The organism is Streptomyces manipurensis, assembly GCF_049570255.1.
In the GTDB taxonomy this organism is placed as follows: domain Bacteria; phylum Actinomycetota; class Actinomycetes; order Streptomycetales; family Streptomycetaceae; genus Streptomyces; species Streptomyces manipurensis.
Map to the genome: position 1 here is coordinate 5,466,795 of NZ_CP186950.1, position 16,760 is coordinate 5,483,554.

13 protein-coding genes are annotated in these 16,760 nt (G+C 73.2%); 10 read left to right on the top strand and 3 right to left on the bottom strand.

Annotated elements, in window-relative coordinates; translation table 11 throughout:
* Positions 1–138 precede the first annotated feature (138 nt).
* The 3 genes from ACPU2J_RS25295 (at position 139) to ACPU2J_RS25305 (ending at position 2,295) form a co-directional block, all read left to right on the top strand.
* The gene (locus ACPU2J_RS25295) at positions 139–741 is read left to right on the top strand and encodes a TetR/AcrR family transcriptional regulator (protein WP_420082336.1); all 603 of its coding nucleotides are present in this window, start codon (positions 139–141) and stop codon (positions 739–741) included.
* Between the two features lie 115 nt (positions 742–856).
* Positions 857–1,567 (top strand): ribonuclease HII, encoded by a 711-nt coding sequence (locus ACPU2J_RS25300; RefSeq protein WP_423834035.1) that lies wholly within the window; start codon positions 857–859, stop codon positions 1,565–1,567.
* A 59-nt stretch (positions 1,568–1,626) separates the two neighbouring features.
* A complete protein-coding gene (locus ACPU2J_RS25305) occupies positions 1,627–2,295 on the top strand; it encodes a hypothetical protein (protein WP_420079390.1) in 669 nt (222 codons plus the stop codon).
* Between the two features lie 145 nt (positions 2,296–2,440).
* On the opposite strand, the gene ACPU2J_RS25310 is transcribed toward ACPU2J_RS25305, so the two are convergent.
* Both ACPU2J_RS25310 and ACPU2J_RS25315 read right to left on the bottom strand, forming a co-directional pair.
* The gene (locus ACPU2J_RS25310) at positions 2,441–3,070 is read right to left on the bottom strand and encodes a hypothetical protein (protein ID WP_420079389.1); all 630 of its coding nucleotides are present in this window, start codon (positions 3,068–3,070) and stop codon (positions 2,441–2,443) included.
* A 215-nt stretch (positions 3,071–3,285) separates the two neighbouring features.
* The gene (locus tag ACPU2J_RS25315; RefSeq protein ID WP_423834036.1) at positions 3,286–5,445 is read right to left on the bottom strand and encodes a DEAD/DEAH box helicase; all 2,160 of its coding nucleotides are present in this window, start codon (positions 5,443–5,445) and stop codon (positions 3,286–3,288) included.
* A gap of 131 nt (positions 5,446–5,576) precedes the next feature.
* On the opposite strand from ACPU2J_RS25315, the gene ACPU2J_RS25320 reads away from it, so the two are divergent.
* The 7 genes from ACPU2J_RS25320 (at position 5,577) to ACPU2J_RS25350 (ending at position 15,907) form a co-directional block, all read left to right on the top strand.
* Entirely contained in the window at positions 5,577–6,854 is a 1,278-nt protein-coding gene (locus ACPU2J_RS25320) for a DUF4192 domain-containing protein (protein WP_423834037.1), read from the top strand.
* A gap of 209 nt (positions 6,855–7,063) precedes the next feature.
* Positions 7,064–9,052 carry a glycogen debranching N-terminal domain-containing protein gene (locus ACPU2J_RS25325; protein ID WP_423834038.1) on the top strand — a complete coding sequence of 663 codons (1,989 nt, stop codon included), beginning with the start codon at positions 7,064–7,066 and terminating at the stop codon, positions 9,050–9,052.
* A 99-nt stretch (positions 9,053–9,151) separates the two neighbouring features.
* Positions 9,152–9,898: an NUDIX hydrolase gene (locus ACPU2J_RS25330; protein ID WP_423834039.1), complete on the top strand. Its 747-nt coding sequence runs from the start codon at positions 9,152–9,154 to the stop codon at positions 9,896–9,898.
* Between the two features lie 167 nt (positions 9,899–10,065).
* Positions 10,066–11,850: an ATP-binding cassette domain-containing protein gene (locus ACPU2J_RS25335; protein WP_423834040.1), complete on the top strand. Its 1,785-nt coding sequence runs from the start codon at positions 10,066–10,068 to the stop codon at positions 11,848–11,850.
* 137 nt (positions 11,851–11,987) lie between these two features.
* A complete protein-coding gene (locus tag ACPU2J_RS25340; RefSeq protein WP_420079383.1) occupies positions 11,988–12,929 on the top strand; it encodes a FadR/GntR family transcriptional regulator in 942 nt (313 codons plus the stop codon).
* A 376-nt stretch (positions 12,930–13,305) separates the two neighbouring features.
* A complete protein-coding gene (locus tag ACPU2J_RS25345; RefSeq protein WP_423834041.1) occupies positions 13,306–14,883 on the top strand; it encodes an RNA polymerase sigma factor in 1,578 nt (525 codons plus the stop codon).
* A 97-nt stretch (positions 14,884–14,980) separates the two neighbouring features.
* Positions 14,981–15,907, top strand: a complete 927-nt coding sequence (locus tag ACPU2J_RS25350; protein ID WP_423834042.1) for a serine protease — start codon at positions 14,981–14,983, stop codon at positions 15,905–15,907.
* Between the two features lie 189 nt (positions 15,908–16,096).
* Here the strand turns inward: ACPU2J_RS25350 and ACPU2J_RS25355 are convergent, their stop codons facing one another.
* Entirely contained in the window at positions 16,097–16,330 is a 234-nt protein-coding gene (locus tag ACPU2J_RS25355) for a DUF7455 domain-containing protein (RefSeq protein ID WP_360877520.1), read from the bottom strand.
* Between the last annotated feature and the right edge of the window lie 430 nt (positions 16,331–16,760).

The following is a 16,760-nucleotide window of genomic DNA, read 5'->3' on the forward strand; positions in this document are numbered from 1 at the left end:
ATCCCCCCCAAAGTGAAATAGTGAACGCGTTCGTTCACTATGAGATCCACGGTGGGAGCCCGGCTTTAGTGAACGCACGCGTTCACTAAGGCTGAAAATGTGTGCGGTCACATCGCGAGCCGGGTGGGAGTGGGGCAAGTGGTGGATTCGCGCTGGTCACCGGCGTCGGCGGGGCGCAGGCGAGGGCCCGAGCTCGAACGGGCGATCCTGGAGGCCGCGTTGGAGCAGCTGGGCACCGTCGGATGGAACGCGCTCACGATGGAGGGGGTCGCGGCGGGAGCGCAGACCGGCAAGGCGTCCCTCTACCGGCGCTGGCCGTCGAAGACGGACCTGGTGGCCGATGCGCTGCGGACCGCTCTTCCGCAGATCGGTGAGATTCCCGACTGTGGATCGATCAGGGAGGACCTCCACCTGTTGTGCGTCCGCACGAGGGCGGTCATGTACTCGCGCGCCGGGCAGGCGCTGTGGTCGGTGCTTCACGAATGCGATCATGCGCACGCGGAACGGTTTCACGGGGTGATCTCGTCCCGGCTGCAGGAGCCTGCCCGGCAGCTGATCAGGGAGCTTCTGGTGCGAGGAATCGAGCGGGGGGATGTGAGAGCGGACGCGACCGGTCCGCTCGTGGTGGACGTCATCCCGGCCATGCTGATGTACCGCAGCAAGGTGTGCGGGAGCGAATGGCAGGACGGTGAGATCGCCGAGCTGATCGACCAGGTGATGGTGCCGCTGCTCAGGGTGTGAGACACCGGGGCCAGCGTCCCGGTGGTCCCGGACCTGCCCCGGGCCGGCTCCGGTGACTGTCGGGCGTGGGCGGGGGTGTGCAGTGGGCTCGGGGCGGCGTACCCTTGCTGGCGCCATGCCGTACGAAGCACCCACCCACACCGTCGAGCGCTCCCTCCGTGCCACCACCGGCGCCAAGGTCATCGCCGGGGTCGACGAAGTCGGACGAGGGGCCTGGGCCGGGCCCGTCACCGTGTGCGCGGCGATCACCGGTCTGCGCCGGCCGCCCGCCGGACTCACCGACTCCAAACTGCTCACCCCGAAGAGACGCGACGCCCTGCTCGACGTCCTGCAGGACTGGGTCACCGCCTACGGGCTGGGGCACTCCACACCCGAGGAGATCGACGCACTGGGCATGACCGCCGCCCTGCGCCTTGCCGCAGAGCGTGCCCTGGGGGCGCTGCCGGTCCGGCCCGACGCGGTGATACTCGACGGCAAGCACGACTACCTCGGGTCGCCCTGGCAGGTGCGTACGGTGATCAAGGGCGACCAGTCCTGCATCGCTGTCGCCGCCGCTTCGGTCATCGCGAAGGTCCGTCGTGACCGCATGATGGCCGACCTCGGCGAACAGGACGGATCCCTCGCGGACTTCGGATTCGCCGCCAACGCCGGATATCCCTCGCCCGTGCACCGGGCGGCGCTGGAGGCGCAGGGGCCCACCCCCTACCACCGGCTCTCGTGGTCGTACCTCGACGCGCTGCCCCGGTGGCGCCACCTGAAAAAGGTGCGCCGCAGCGAGGAGTCGATGGAGCTGGAAAACGGAGGCCAACTCGGCTTCGATTTCTGATCGCACCCATGTGCCACCGACCGGTACGTTTCGTACCGGTGTTTGATAGATATCAACTCATGCCTCTCACCCCCGCCATCGAGGAGCCTCAGATTCACGAGAGTGCCCAGGGTCCCCGCGTCACGCCGGCCGCCGGCCGCAGCGCGCAGACCCCTCGCCCCGTACCTGGTCCGCGTCCCGCCGCCGTCCCGCGGCCCGGCCGCCCCGGTCCCACCCCCGCGGCGGCGAGCCGTGCGGGCGGGGCCCCCAGGCCCGCAGCGCCCGCGCAGCGGACGCCGCAGGCCACCCCCGCAACCGCCACCGCTGCCCCTGCCGCCGCCCCGTCCGTCTCGGCCGCGGTCCCGCAGGTGCAGCTGATCCCGGCATCCGTCGAGGGCGCGCTGGACGCGGCCGAGGAGGCCGTGGACCTGCTGCTCGACACCGGGCGCGCGCCCGGCGACATCCTGGTGCTGACCACCGGTGACCCGCACCCGTGGGCCGCGCACGAGCTGTCCTTCGGCGAGGCCGCGTACTGGGCCCTGCACGACGCCGGGGACGACGTGTTCTACGCGGACGCCGCCCGGCTGGAGCGTGCCGCGGGCCGTCCCGTCGTGGTCTTCGCGGCCAACGGCGGACCGGTCGACACCGTTGCGGGCGCCCTGCCCGTCGCGCTCGCCCGGGCGGGTGCGCTGCTGATCGTGTGCGGCGACCCGCAGCAGATCAACTCCGTGCTGGGTGCGGGCGTCTGACGCCCTGTACCCCGGCACGGGCGAGGGGCGGGGCGGGCCATGGGCCGGCCCCGCTGAAGCCCGACGCCTGATCAGCCGTACGCCCCTTCGCGGGTGTACGGCCGTAAGGCCTGCCCGCCGTCAGGGCCGGTGCCGCCCGCAGGGGTCAGCGCGCGGCGGTCCTGCGCAGGGCCTCCACCGCGCCGCCGCCCGTGTGCAGGGCGAGCGGTGCGAATTCGGCCACGGTGTCCCCGAGGCGCTGCGGCCGGGAGTCCGAGCTGGGCTGCCGTCCGCCGCGGCCCTCGCCCAGCACCTGCCAGCCGTCGCGGGTCAGGGTGATGTAGGCGCCGCAGCGCAGCCCGTGCAGGGTGCAGGCGTCCCGCAGGCCCCACATCCACGCCCCGTCCTCGGGGGTCCACCGCTCGTCGCCCTCACGGCAGTAGAGCAGTACGGCCGTCCGTACGGGGGTACGCCGCCGCAGGTCGTGCGGGAGGACCCGGCGCAGCCGGGACAGCAGGGCGTTGCGGTACTCCCAGCCGTCCGCCGACACGGTGCGCTGTACGAAGGAGGCGCTGGCCACCAGCTGTTCCTCCGGGCCCAGGACGGCGATGACCGCGGTCGAGGGCACCGGACTGTGCCGGGAGTGCAGCCCGCTGACGACCTCCCGCGGGTTGCGCAGGAGCGGGATGCCGGCCGTCGTCCATTCCGCTGGTTCCAGCAGGCGGCCGTGCCGGCCGGCGCCGCCGGTGGCCGTGGCAAGGGACGAGGTCGAGGGCGGCGTGAATCCGAAGGTCACGTTCCTCCCTTCGGGTACACGCCCGCGGACGGGCACGGCTGGAGTGTGGGCGCGCCGCAGCGCGGCCCAGGAGGGTGCCGAGGAGCCGAGCGGGAGCACTCCAATTCTCGCGTGGCTTCCGAGCATGCGGCAACGAGCAATTGACGCCGCCGACCGGAATTCGCCGGTATGCCGCTCATATCCTTGCCCCGGCACGCCGGGGACGACGCATCCGGCTACCCCTGAAGCGCCAGCACCAGCGGGAACACCTCCTTTGCGCCTGCCCGTCGCAGCAGCCGGGCCGCCACGGCGAGGGTCCAACCGCTCTCCGCGCGGTCGTCCACGAGGAGCACCGGGCCGTCGGCCTCCGCCAGCGCCGCCGCCAGCGCCTGAGGAACGGTCAGTGCCTGGTGGAGCCCGCGCACCCGCTGGGCGCTGTTGGACGAGGTCAGCCCGAACTCGGGCAGCTGGTCGGTGTACTCGATCGTGCCGAGCACGGGCATCCGCCCGATCTCGGCGATCCGCGCCGCCAGTGAACCGACCAGCTGGGGGCGGCTGCGCGAGGGCAGCGCGACCACTCCCACCGGGCGGGCCGGAGCGTCGGCCGCCCCCGACGCCCAACCGCCCGGCCCCCGAGCCCAGTCGGCGAGGACCGCCACCACCGCCTGCGCCACGTCGTCGGGCACCGTCTGGTCCGGAGCCTGCGGTGCGAGCATCGGGCGCAGGCGGTTGCCCCAGCCGATGTCGGACAGTCGGCCCAGGGCCCGGCCCGTCGAGGCCTGTTCCCCGGCGGGGATGCGCCCCTTGAGGTCGACACCGACCGCCACGAGCCCCGTGGGCCACATCTTGCGCGGCTCCAACTCCACGCCCGGGCGGCCGAGCTCGCCGCGAGCGGTGTCGAGGGCCGTCGTGGAGACCTCCGCGGTGAACCTGGCCCCGGCGCAGTTGTCGCAACGGCCGCAGGGAGCGGCCTCCTCGTCGTCGAGCTGGCGGCGCAGGAACTCCATCCGGCAGCCGGTCGACGCCGCGTAGTCGCGCATGGCCTGCTGCTCGGCGGCCCGTTGCCGGGCGACCCACGCGTAGCGCTCGGAGTCGTAGAACCACGGCTCGCCCGTCGAGGTCCAGCCACCCTTGACGCGGTGCACCGCCCCGTCCACGTCGAGGACCTTGAGCATGGTCTCCAGGCGGGTGCGCCGCAGGTCCACGAGCGGTTCCAGAGCGGGCAGCGACAGCGGCCGACCCGCCCCGGCCAGGACGTCGAGCGTGCGCCGGACCTGCTCCTCCGGGGGGAAGGCGACGGAGGCGAAGTACTGCCAGATCGCCTCGTCCTCACGGCCGGGCAGCAGCAGCACCTCCGCGTGCTCCACACCACGGCCGGCGCGTCCGACCTGCTGGTAATAGGCGATGGGGGAGGAGGGGGAGCCGAGGTGCACCACGAAGCCGAGGTCGGGCTTGTCGAAGCCCATGCCGAGGGCGGAGGTGGCCACCAGGGCCTTGACCCGGTTCGCCTGGAGGTCGTCCTCCGCCTGCTGGCGGTCGGCGTTCTCGGTCTTGCCGGTGTACGAGGACACCGTGTGCCCGCGGTGACGCAGGTACGCGGTGACCTCCTCGGCGGCCGCCACCGTCAGCGTGTAGACGATTCCGGAGCCCGGAAGGTCGCCGAGGTGGTCCGCGAGCCAGGCGAGGCGGTGCGCGGCGTCCGGGAGGGTCAGCACCGCCAGGCTGAGGCTCTCGCGGTCGAGGGGCCCGCGCAGCACGAGGGCGTCCGTGCCGGCGCCCGTGCCCAGTTGCTCCGCGACGTCCGCCGTCACACGGGCGTTCGCCGTCGCGGTGGTGGCGAGGACGGGGACGCCCGGCGGGAGGTCGGCCAGCATGGTCCGCAGCCGTCGGTAGTCGGGGCGGAAGTCGTGCCCCCAGTCGGAGATGCAGTGCGCCTCGTCCACGACGAGCAGGCCGGTCGCCGCGGAGAGCTTGGGAAGCACCTGGTCGCGGAAGTCCGGGTTGTTGAGCCGCTCCGGACTCACCAGCAGGACGTCGACCTCGCCGGCCGCGACCTCCGCCTGGATCCCCTCCCACTCCTCGGGGTTGGCGGAGTTGATGGTGCGGGCACGGATGCCCGCCCGGGCGGCCGCCTCGACCTGATTGCGCATCAGTGCGAGGAGGGGCGAGACGATCACGGTGGGGCCGGCGCCGGCCGCCCGGAGCAGCGAGGTCGCCACGAAGTACACGGCGGACTTGCCCCAGCCGGTGCGCTGCACCACCAGGGCCCGCCTCTTGTGGGCGACCAGCGCCTCGATCGCGAGCCACTGGTCCTCGCGCAGCCGGGCAGTGCCCGTCGGGTCACCCACGAGGCGGGCGAGTACGGAGTCGGCGGAGGACCTCAGGTCTGCGTTCATGCCCCCATGCAACCCGATGCCTCCGACAACGCGCCAATGGCGTTCCGAACCTGTGGAAGTTGAATGGTCAATAAAATCGGGAGTTATCCACAGGGCTTTCGGGATCGGATCGATCACGGGACCTTCGTGCCATGACGAACAACGACGCATCACGACGCCCCTCCGACCGGCCGTTCATGACCCCCGGCGGAGCCACCGGAGGACCACAGATCACCCTGCGCAGCCCGGCCGAGCTGGCCGACGCCCTGCCCTACATGCTCGGCTTCCACCCGAACGACTCGCTCGTCCTGGTCGCCGTGCACGGCGAGGGCGGCCGCTTCGGCGGCCGGCTGCGGGTCGGCATCCCCTCCGCGCCCGACGAATGGGAGGACGTCGCACGACAGGTCGCCGACTGCCTCGTCCGGGGCAGCAGGCTGCGCGGCGGCAAGCCCGACGGCATCGTCGTCTATCTCTGCCAGGACCCCGTCGGGGAAGAGACCGGCCGCCAGGTCATGGCACGCCTGAGGCCCTTCGCCCAGCGGCTCCGGCTGGCCTGCGGAGCGCTGGACGTCCCGGTACTGGAAGCACTCTGCCTGTCCGAGGGACGCTTCTGGTCCTACGTCTGCCCCGACGAGCGGTGCTGTCCCGCGGAGGGCAGCCGCCTCGCGGCCGTCGGGACCTCGGTGATGGCCGCCACGGCCACCTTCGCGGGCCTGCGGGTACGCGGTTCGCTCAAGGAGATCGAGGGCAGGCTCTCCCCACTGCGCGGAGCCGTCGCCGAGGAGGCCGAACGCGCCCTGGACCGGGCGGCAGCCGCTCTGATGCCGAGGATCCTCGACGGGGCCACCCGCGAGGAGGTCGGGGCGGAGACCGTCGAGCTGGCCAGGTCCCTGATGCGGCGCATGACCCTCGCACCGCCCGTCCAGGGCGGAGCCCCCGCGGACGAGTGGGACGACGCGCTGCTCGGCCACGACGAGGCCGCCACCCTCATCCTCGGCCTGCAGGACCGGGAGGTCCGCGACATCGCCGCCGAGTGGATGGAGGGAGAGGAGGCGGCCCCCGCCCTTCGCCTGTGGCGCGCCCTGGCCCGCCGCTGCGTCGGAGCCTACGGCGAGCACGCCGCGGCGCCCCTCACCCTCGCGGGCTGGGTCTCCTGGTCCACCGGCGACGAGCCGACCGCACGGATCGCCCTCGGCCTGGCCCTGAGGGCCGACGCCGAGTACCGCTTCGCCCAGCTCCTCCACCACGCCTGCAACGAGGGGATCGACCCGGAGGGCCTCAGGCAGTGCCTGAGGGAGGAACGGCGCAGCAGGGAGCCCGGGCGCACCCGCCCCCGAGGTCGTTCCTCGGCGAGGACCAGGCCCCCCGGACGCCGCGGCCGTACGGCACCCCGGCGCGGTCCCCGGCGCACCGCGGGGAGCGGGCGGTGAACGCCGCCCGGCCGCGCACCCGTCGGCCGCTGTCCCTGCCGCACACGGCCCCGAGTACCCACACCCCGGAGCGAGGGCCCGCGCCGGGACGCCCCCGGCCGGGGCCGGGGCCCGTGACCCGGGCGGGGTCGCGGCCGTTCAGCCGGTGGGTGGTGCCGCCCCGGCCGCGCCGCCCAGCCGAACCGACCGGAGCGCAGACAAGGCGACGCATGTCCCACCCCGCACCTCCCCGCCCGACCGGCGTGCCCACAGCCCGTAGGCCCGAACTGCCGCCCGTGCACGGCGCCGTCATCTGCGTCGCCGCGCCCTGTCTGGTCATCTCCCCGGAGCACGGCCAGCTGACCGGGCAGGGAATCGAGGGGGTGTACCGCTCGGGGCGCCGGCTGCTCTCCCGCTGCGTCCTGCGTGTCGGCGGCCGCGACCCGGTCGCCGTCCAGGGGCGCAGCCTCGGGGCCGACCGGGCCGCTTTCACCGCGACGGTGCGCACCGGTGCCGACCCCGGTCCCGACCCGGACATCGGTGTCGAACGGGTGCGTCACGCGGACGGCACCGAACGCATCACCCTGCGCAGCTTCGCCGCCCGCCCGGTACACCTCCCCGTGGAGGTCCTGCTCGGCACGGACCTGGCGGAGCTGGCCGCCGTGGCCGCCGGCCTGTCCGGGCCGGAGCTGCCCGCAGGGGTGCACGCCGCCGGGCTGCGCTGGAGCAGCGGTGACGCACAGGCCGTCACGGCCGCCGAACCACCGCCCGACGACGCGGTGGCCTCGGCGGGGATGCTGCGCTGGCAGCTCGCGCTGGAACCGGGCGAGGCCCGCGTCATCGAACTGCGGACCACACAGGACCGGGTGACGCGGGCACCGGTCGGCCGGGTGGCCAATCCACTGGCCGACGCCCGGGCCGAAGGGGACGACCCGCGGGCCGCAGCCTGGTTTCGTACGAGCGTCGACGACCTCGGGGCGCTGTTGCAGCGGGATCCCGTAGCGCCGGGTGACTCCTTCGCGGTGGCCGGAGTGCCCTGGAGGCTGGGCCTGGCACCCGCGGAGTCGCTCTGGGCCGCGCGGATGGCCCTGCCCCTCGGGACGGGCCTCGCGGCAGCCACCCTGCGGGTCCTCGCCCGGACCCAGATCCAGGGCCACGGCCCCGATGCGGGGAAAATCCCGGGCCCCCTGCGCGGGGCAGGCCCGCAGCTCCCGCCTGCGTGCACCGGCACCGAGGCCACGCTGGCCTTCCCCGCGGTCCTCGCCGAGGCGAGACTCTGGGGGCTGCCGGAGGACGAGCTGGCACGGCTGCTCCCGGTGGCCGAGCGGTGCCTCGCCTGGCTGCGAGGAGCGCAGGGGCCGGACGGATTCCTTGCCGACCCCGTCCCGGGACCGCGGCGCTGCGAGACGCAGGCGCACGCACACCGGGCCGCGGTGCTCGGGGCGGAACTCCTCGACGGCTGCGGCAGACCCGGCGCCGACGAGTGGCGGGAGCGGGCGGCCGCACTGCGCGAGAGCTTCCGGGCCGCCTTCTGGGTCGACGGCCCCGACGGCGGACGGCCCGCCTCGGCGCTGCACCCGGACGGGCGGCCGCTGCCCCGGCTGACGGGGGCAGCCGTCCACCTCCTCGACACCGGGCTGCTGGGCGGGGGAGGAATCGCCCCGGGGCTGCTGGACCGGACCCGCGCCGAGCAGCTGGCACGGCTGTTCGGGGCTCCGGCGATGGACTGCGGGTGGGGGCTTCGGAGCATGGCACTCAAGGAGCCGGGGCACAACCCGTACGGTCACCGCTCCGGCGCGGTGCGGGCGTACGAGAGTGCCGTCGCCGTGTCGGGCCTGGCCCGGTCCGGCTTCGGAAAGGAGGCGGCGGGCCTGCTCAGGGGCCTGCTGGATGCGGCCGAAGCCTTCGGGTACCGGCTGCCGGAGATGTTCGCGGCCGAGCAGCGCACCGCGGGGAGCTTCCCCGTCCCGCACCCGGCGGCCTGCCGCCCGGCCGCCGTGTCCGCCGCCGCGGGGATCCACGTGCTCACCGCCCTCGCCGGAATCCGGCCCGATGCCCCCGCGGGCACCGTCGCCCTCGTCCCCGTACCGGGTGCACCACTGGGGGAGATCCGGTTCTCGGGACTGCGGGTTTCGGGCGAGCCGTTCGCCGTGAGGATCAGCAGGATCGGCCTCGGCATGGTGGAGGAGGCCGCAGATGCGCTCCAACTGGGCGGCTGAGGGCAGTTCGCGACAACCCGCCCGCCCGAGCCGCGGAGCCGTTGCCTTCGGGGTCGCCAAAGCGCTGTTTATCGTCAGGCAGACGACTATGATCGCGGCATGTCGCCCTACGACCCGTCGGCCTATCCGCCCTTTGCTGTCACCGTCGACCTGGTCGTGCTCACCGTGCGGCGCCATGCGCTGTGCGCGCTGGTCGTCCGGCGGGGTGAGCAGCCGTTCCAGGGGCGCTGGGCGCTGCCCGGCGGGTTCGTCCGCGGGGACGAGGACCTGGTGGGCGCCGCCGCGCGTGAACTCTCCGAGGAAACCGGACTGTGCGCCCACGACCCCGCCCTGCCGGGCGCGGGCAACGGGGCGCATCTCGAACAGCTCGCCACCTACGGGGATCCGAAGCGTGATCCGCGGATGCGTGTCGTCAGCGTGGCGCACCTGGTGCTGGCTCCGGACCTGCCGACGCCCAGGGCCGGCGGCGACGCCAACAGCGCGCGCTGGGCCCCCGTCGACGAGCTGCTGGCATCCACCGAGGAGGACTCCGCGGGGCTCGCCTTCGACCACGCCACGATCCTCGCCGACGGTGTGGAGCGGGCCCGCTCCAAGATCGAATACTCCTCCCTGGCCACCGCGTTCTGTCCGCCCGAGTTCACCGTCGGCGAGCTGCGGCGGGTGTACGAGGCCGTCTGGGGCGTGGCGCTGGATCCGCGCAACTTCCACCGGAAGGTCACCGGCACCCCCGGGTTCCTGGTCCCCGCCGGAGGGACGACGACCCGTCAGGGAGGGCGCCCGGCCCAGCTGTTCCGGGCGGGCGGGGCGAACCTCCTCAACCCGCCCATGCTGCGCCCGGAGGTCTGAGGCCGGGCCGGCCCGGCCCCGTTCGACAGGGCCGCCGGACAGCGCTCTACCGACCGGGCGCTCGGCGCTCCGCCGGACCGGTTGCGCCGAAAATCGGACATATCGCGTTATCTTGCTGGTGGTACTCACGCTGCCGCAAAGCGGTCTCACACCCCGCGAGAGAAGCGATGCTCCAGGCCATCGGACTCACCAGCAAGCCACGTTCCGCCGCTCCGCCCCTGGTGGACGACCTCACCCTCGAGGCCCGCCCGGGGCAGGTGACCGCCCTGCTCGGCGAGCCGGGGTCGGGCAAGACGACCGCGCTGCGGCTCATGCTCGAACTCGAACCGGGCCGAGGCGTCACCTACTTCCGCGGCCGCCCGCTCCACCGGATCCCGCACCCCGGCCGCGAGGTCGGTGTGGTCCTCGGCGACGTCCCCGGCAACCCGGCACGGACCGTCCGCAACCAGCTGCGGATGCTCTGCGCCGCGGCCGGGGTGCCGGCCTCCCGGGCCGACACCATGCTGGAGGTCGTCGGCATCGCCGGCCTCCGGGACCAGCGGCTCGGGTCGCTGTCGCTCGGCATGGAACGCCGGGTCGCGCTCGCCTCCGCACTGCTCGCAGACCCCTGCACCCTGCTCCTCGACGAACCCACCGCCGGGCTCTCCCCCCGCGAGCGGGGCTGGCTGCACGGCCTGCTGCGCGGTCACGCCTCCCTCGGGGGAGCCGTGCTCTTCACCACCACGGACGCCAAGGAGGCCGCCCGCAGCGCCGACAGGGTGGTCAGCATCGAGGCGGGCCGGCTTGTCGCCGACCAGGAGGCGGTGGAGTTCGCGCGGACCCGGCTCCGCCCGCGGGTGGCGGTACGCACCCCGCACGCCGCCAGGCTCGCCGACGTACTGGGCCGGGAGGCGCGCGCCGCCCAGCGCACGGTGGAGATCGTGGAGGAGAGCGGAAGCCGGCTGTCGGTGTACGGAAGCAACTGCGCCGAGGTCGGGGAGGCCGCCTTCCGCCACGGCGTGCTCGTGCACCAGCTCGCCGACGAGACGGGCGACGCGGGAGCGGTGCCGCCCGTCCCGCGGGCCCGCGCGGCGACCGGGGCCGGGAGCCCACCCGAGTCGGGTGAGGGCCGCACCGAAGGCCCCGCCGACCGGGACCGTCCCGCCCGTCCCCCGCGGCCCGCCTCGGCCGCGCGCCGTCTGGGCGGTCCGCTGCGCCCGCTGCGCTACGAGCTGCTGCGCGTCTTCGGCACGGCCACCCCGGTGCTCACCGCCGCACTCGTCACCGCGGTATCCGTGATCACCACCCTCGTGCTCGCCCGCGCCGGGCAGAGCCCGCAGGGGCGGCTGCTCGCGGCCTGGCCCGGGCTGCTGCCGCTGCCCCCCGCCGCCCTCGGCGCGGGGCTGCTGGGTGCGCTGGCCTTCGGCGAGGAGTACCGCTACCCCGCCCTCGCCGCCGACCGGGGCACCGTGCCCCGGCGGATGGGACTGCTCACCGCCAAGCTCGGGGTCAGCGCGGCGCTCGCCCTGCTGCTCGGCGCCCTGGTGGTGGCGGCCGACGCCGCGGCTCTGGCGATCGTCTTCGACAGCGGCCCGCTGCGGACCCCGGCGGAGTGGCTCTCCCCGGCGGCGAGTTGGGCGGGACTGCTGATCGGCTGTGCCTGGGCGGGCGTACTGGCCTCCGGCGTGTTCCGTTCCGCCACCGCGGGACTGGCCGCGGTGCTCGCCGTACCGGTGGTCGTGGTGCCGCTGGTGCGCAAGGCCCTGGAGGGTTCGTCCGCGTACCCGACGACGGGGATCGGGCCCCGGCTGCGCGGGCTGAGCTGGGTGCAGTGGCCGCCGGAGGCCGACCGGCTTCTCGTGGGGGCCCTCCGGGTGATGGCCCAACCCGTCGGCACCGCAATGGTGTTGTCGCTGATGGTCCTGTTGTGCGCCTATGGGTTCACCGGACTGCGCAGCAGGGTCCGTTGGTGATCGTTCCGGTGCCGGAGCGGTCACCAACGGGACCGTTGCAGTCCATGTCGCGTCAAGCGGACCGCAACTCCCCGTAAAAGGCCCGGTTCTTTACGATAAGTCGTCAATTGCGTAGGTGGCACCGATCACCCTTTCGTGTGCTTTTCACCAAAGACCTCAAGGGTCATGGAGGCACGGCCGACAAAGGATTCGTGAGTACCCTTGCGCACACCATGATGACCGCCGCCCGCCACGCCGACTCCGGCCTCGCCGGCCCGGGCGAACTCGACCGCTACCCCTACGCGGAGGCCTCCGGGTCCGACCGCGTCGGAGCGCCCCACTGGGACGGCGCCGACGTCGAGTTGAGCCGGGTGGGCCGCCGCGCGGCCGGCAGCCGCGGCCGCGGCCTGCACGGCCAACTCGTACAACAGCTCGGCCAGATGATCGTCTCCGGCGACCTCGGCGCAGACCGCCCCCTGGTCCCCGAGGAGATCGGGCAGCGCTTCGAGGTCTCCCGCACGGTCGTCCGCGAGTCGCTGCGGGTCCTGGAGGCCAAGGGCCTGGTCAGCGCCCGCCCGAACGTCGGCACCCGGGTCCGCCCGGTCGCCGACTGGAACCTCCTCGACCCCGACATCATCGAGTGGCGCGCCTTCGGGCCGCAGCGCGACGACCAGCGACGCGAGCTCGGGGAGCTCCGCTGGACGATCGAGCCGCTCGCCGCCCGCCTCGCCGCCGGCCACAACCGCCCGGACATCCAGCAGCGCCTCGCGGACATGGTCGAGATCATGGGGCACGCCCTCGGCCAGGGCGACTCGATCACGTTCGCGCGCGCCGACAACGAGTTCCACGCCCTGCTCATCCAGATCGCCGGGAACCGGATGCTGGAACACCTGTCGGGGATCGTGTCCGCGGCGCTCCAGGTCTCCGGAAGCCCGGTCACGGCCTGCGACCGTCCGAGCGAGGCGTGCGTCGCGCACCACGCCCGAATGGTCGAGGCGCTCGCCGCCGGCGACGCCACGGGGGCGGAGAACGCCATGCGCCAGCTGCTGACCGTGCACCCGGAGGTCGAGCGGGTGGTTCCCGCCCCGCGCGAGCACTGACGGGCCGGACGCGCGAGGGAGTGCGGGCGTGCAGGACGAGTCGCCGGGCCCGGCCGGGCCCGGCGACACCGCTGTGCGGCACCCCCGGAGCCCCGGTGGCCGCTCCGGATCCACGGCGTACGACCCCGCGACCGGCATGCGTGCACACGGGGTGTGACTCGGGCCACGAAGATTGGGCGTAACGCTCTGCGAGGTCGTGCGATGACTTAAGAGGTGATGGCCGACGGAGGGAAGACAGCAGCCCTTGGGGGTGCTGTGCAGCTCCCCGGCCCCTGCCCGCGCTGCCGGCCCATCCCCGGTCGGTGGTCGTCGGCTCCGGTCCAGCACCACCTGGCCCGGGGTCGGAAGCCGTTCCCATCGTTCCGAGAGGTTGTTCGTGTCGGCCAGCACATCCCGTACGCTCCCGCCGGAGATCGCCGATTCCGAGTCTGTGATGGCGCTCATCGAGCGGGGCAAGGCCGAGGGGCAGATCGCCGGCGATGACGTGCGTCGGGCCTTCGAGGCTGACCAGATTCCTGCGACCCAGTGGAAGAATGTTCTGCGCAGCCTCAACCAGATCCTCGAGGAAGAGGGTGTGACGCTGATGGTCAGTGCCGCGGAGTCGCCCAAGCGCACCACCCGCAAGAGCGTCGCAGCGAAGAGCCCTGCCAAGCGGACGGCGACCGAGCCCGTACGGAAGACGGCGGCCAGGACCACGGCGGCGCAGCCCGCGGCACCCTCGGCCGCGGAGACCGAGGACCCGCAGGCCCCGGACGCCCTCGCGGAGGAGCCCGGAGCGGCCCCCGTCGCGAAGAAGGCGGCCGCGAAGAAGACGGCGGCCAAGAAGGCGGCGCCCGCCAAGAAGGCCGCGGCGAAGAAGACGGCCGCGAAGAAGACCGCGGCCAAGAAGGACGCCGACGAGGCCGGCGAGGACGAGAACCCGGAAGAGGGTCCCGACGCCGTCAAGGCCGAGGGCGAGGAAGAGGAAGAGGGCGGGGAGAACAAGGGCTTCGTCATCTCGGACGACGAGGACGACGCCCCCGCCCAGCAGGTCGTGGTGGCCGGCGCCACCGCGGACCCGGTCAAGGACTACCTCAAGCAGATCGGCAAGGTCCCGCTGCTCAACGCCGAGCAGGAGGTCGAGCTCGCCAAGCGCATCGAGGCCGGTCTGTTCGCCGAGGACAAGCTGGCGAACTCCGACAAGCTGGCGCCCAAGCTCAAGCGCGAGCTGGAGATCATCGCCGAGGACGGCCGCCGTGCGAAGAACCACCTGCTGGAGGCCAACCTCCGCCTCGTGGTCTCCCTCGCCAAGCGCTACACCGGCCGCGGCATGCTCTTCCTGGACCTGATCCAGGAGGGCAACCTGGGCCTGATCCGCGCGGTCGAGAAGTTCGACTACACCAAGGGCTACAAGTTCTCCACGTACGCCACCTGGTGGATCCGGCAGGCGATCACGCGTGCCATGGCCGACCAGGCCCGCACCATCCGCATCCCGGTGCACATGGTGGAGGTCATCAACAAGCTGGCGCGGGTGCAGCGCCAGATGCTCCAGGACCTGGGCCGCGAGCCCACCCCGGAGGAGCTCGCCAAGGAGCTCGACATGACCCCCGAGAAGGTCATCGAGGTCCAGAAGTACGGCCGCGAGCCGATCTCCCTGCACACCCCGCTCGGCGAGGACGGCGACAGCGAGTTCGGTGACCTCATCGAGGACTCCGAGGCCGTGGTCCCGGCCGACGCGGTGAGCTTCACGCTCCTGCAGGAGCAGCTGCACTCGGTCCTCGACACGCTCAGTGAGCGCGAGGCGGGCGTGGTCTCCATGCGCTTCGGCCTCACGGACGGCCAGCCCAAGACCCTCGACGAGATCGGCAAGGTCTACGGGGTCACCCGTGAGCGCATCCGCCAGATCGAGTCCAAGACCATGTCGAAGCTGCGTCACCCCTCCCGGTCCCAGGTACTGCGCGACTACCTGGACTGACCGGCGGGGCGTCGCCGAAGGTGGCCGCGCGGGTGCGCTCGGCCACCGGGCATCCCACTCTGGGTGGAGTCATGCACACTCGGAGTCAGGAGGCCTCATGCGTCGTCCCTTTGCCCGTGCTCTGGCGGGCGCGCTGACCCTGGCGGCGGGCGCGGCCGCGGCACCGCTCGCCCAGCTGCCGCAGGCGGCAGCCGACAGTGTGGTGATCGGAGGGAAGCCGGTCAAGGTCGCCGACAGCCCCTGGGTCGTCGCCCTGGCCAGCCGTGACCGGTTCGGGGGTACGCGGGACGGGCAGTTCTGCGGGGGCGTCGTCGTGGCTCCCACGACGGTCGTGACGGCGGCGCACTGCCTGAGCCCGCAGGTGCTGGGGGGACCGGTCGAGTCGGTGCCGGACTTCCGGGTGATCGCGGGGCGTACGGAGCTCCGTGCGGCCGAGGGCCGGGAGATCCCGGTGCGCGGGGCGCGGGTGAACCCGGCGTACGACACGCGGACCAACGCCGGTGACCTGGCGGTGCTGGAGCTGGCCGAGCCGGTGCCGGCGGAGCACGTGCTGCCCATGGCGGAGTCGGGCCATCCCGCGTACGAGGCGGGGACCGAGGCGGCCGTGTACGGCTGGGGCGACACCAGCGGGTTCGGTGACTACGCGTACGCGCTGCGAGCCGCCCGCGTGACGGTGCTGGACGACGAGGTGTGCGCGCGGGCCTACCCGGGGGACGCCGACGGACAGTTCCGGGCCGATTCCATGGTGTGCGCGGGTGACGACAACGGCGGCCGGGACGCCTGCCAGGGCGACAGCGGCGGGCCGCTGGTGGCGCAGGGCCGGCTGATCGGGCTGGTGTCCTGGGGCCGGGGCTGCGGCCGTGCCGACAGCCCGGGGGTGTACACGCGCATCGCGCCGCTGGCCGGCTTCGTGACGGCCCCGGAGGCGGCCGCGCAGCGTGCTGGTGACCCGGACGTCGCAGAAGGGGCTGCGGGGGCCTCCGGGCGGCACGCAGGGCCCGCGCAGGGGCATCGTAAGGATTAGGCGGCTCCCGCGGCGGCGGCGCGCCCGGAGCGGGCGGCGCCGGCTCGGACCCGTGACCCGTTCGGCCCCTTTCCCCGTGGGGGAAGGGGCCGCGGGCATGAGGACGGGCGGTACCCCTGGGTCACAGGGGTACCGCCCGTCGACCGGCCTAGCCGGTCCTGGCTCGTCGGATGCGAGGTCAGGCCTGTGTCAGCGGTCCTCGGTCTCGGCATGGGCAGCCGGAGCGGACGTGAGCCGCTCGGTCTCATCCTGTATTTCCGCGGCGATCTTCTTGAGTTCCGGCTCGAACTTGCGACCGTGGTGGGCGCAGAAGAGCAGTTCACCGCCGCTCAGCAGGACGACGCGCAGATATGCCTGGGCGCCGCAACGGTCGCATCGGTCAGCGGCCGTCAGCGGGGTCGCGGGTGTCAGAACAGTAGTCACGTCGCCTCTTCTCTAGCTCGACGAGCTGTCGTACCAGGGTCAACATCCAACCAGGCCGAAAACGTTCCCGCTCGCGGCTTTTCCTCGAAACTTCCTTCCGAAGCTGGCCGGCTGTTGCCGGTTGGCGGCGAAGGAGCCGTATTGCGTTGCTTTACGGTTTCGCGTTGTCACTCGTGCGCTTCTTGCAGTTCCATCCTCCCCGGCGTGAGTGCCAGGTTGTTCATGAGGACGTGCCCGAACCCTAAATGGTTCATGCGCGGAAGGGAACGTGATGTTTCCTTCACCCGCCCGGGGGATCGAACATCCGTACGGATCTGCACTAGGCTGAGGACCACGCGAGGGTGGCGTTGCATCGGCTCTACCTGGCCTCGGTACCCTTCGAGCGGCACCCGAGCCACCCCTGCGCCCGACCGGGCCAGAAAAGAAATTC

Excerpts from the sequence above, each read along its gene's own strand:
- ACPU2J_RS25305 (WP_420079390.1), top strand. The coding sequence starts at position 1,627 with ATGCCTCTCACCCCCGCCATCGAGGAGCCTCAGATTCACGAGAGTGCC.
- ACPU2J_RS25320 (WP_423834037.1), top strand. The coding sequence starts at position 5,577 with ATGACGAACAACGACGCATCACGACGCCCCTCCGACCGGCCGTTCATG.
- ACPU2J_RS25300 (WP_423834035.1), top strand. The coding sequence starts at position 857 with ATGCCGTACGAAGCACCCACCCACACCGTCGAGCGCTCCCTCCGTGCC.
- ACPU2J_RS25330 (WP_423834039.1), top strand. The coding sequence starts at position 9,152 with ATGTCGCCCTACGACCCGTCGGCCTATCCGCCCTTTGCTGTCACCGTC.
- ACPU2J_RS25315 (WP_423834036.1), bottom strand. The coding sequence starts at position 5,445 with ATGAACGCAGACCTGAGGTCCTCCGCCGACTCCGTACTCGCCCGCCTC.
- ACPU2J_RS25325 (WP_423834038.1), top strand. The coding sequence starts at position 7,064 with ATGTCCCACCCCGCACCTCCCCGCCCGACCGGCGTGCCCACAGCCCGT.
- ACPU2J_RS25350 (WP_423834042.1), top strand. The coding sequence starts at position 14,981 with ATGCGTCGTCCCTTTGCCCGTGCTCTGGCGGGCGCGCTGACCCTGGCG.
- ACPU2J_RS25335 (WP_423834040.1), top strand. The coding sequence starts at position 10,066 with ATGCTCCAGGCCATCGGACTCACCAGCAAGCCACGTTCCGCCGCTCCG.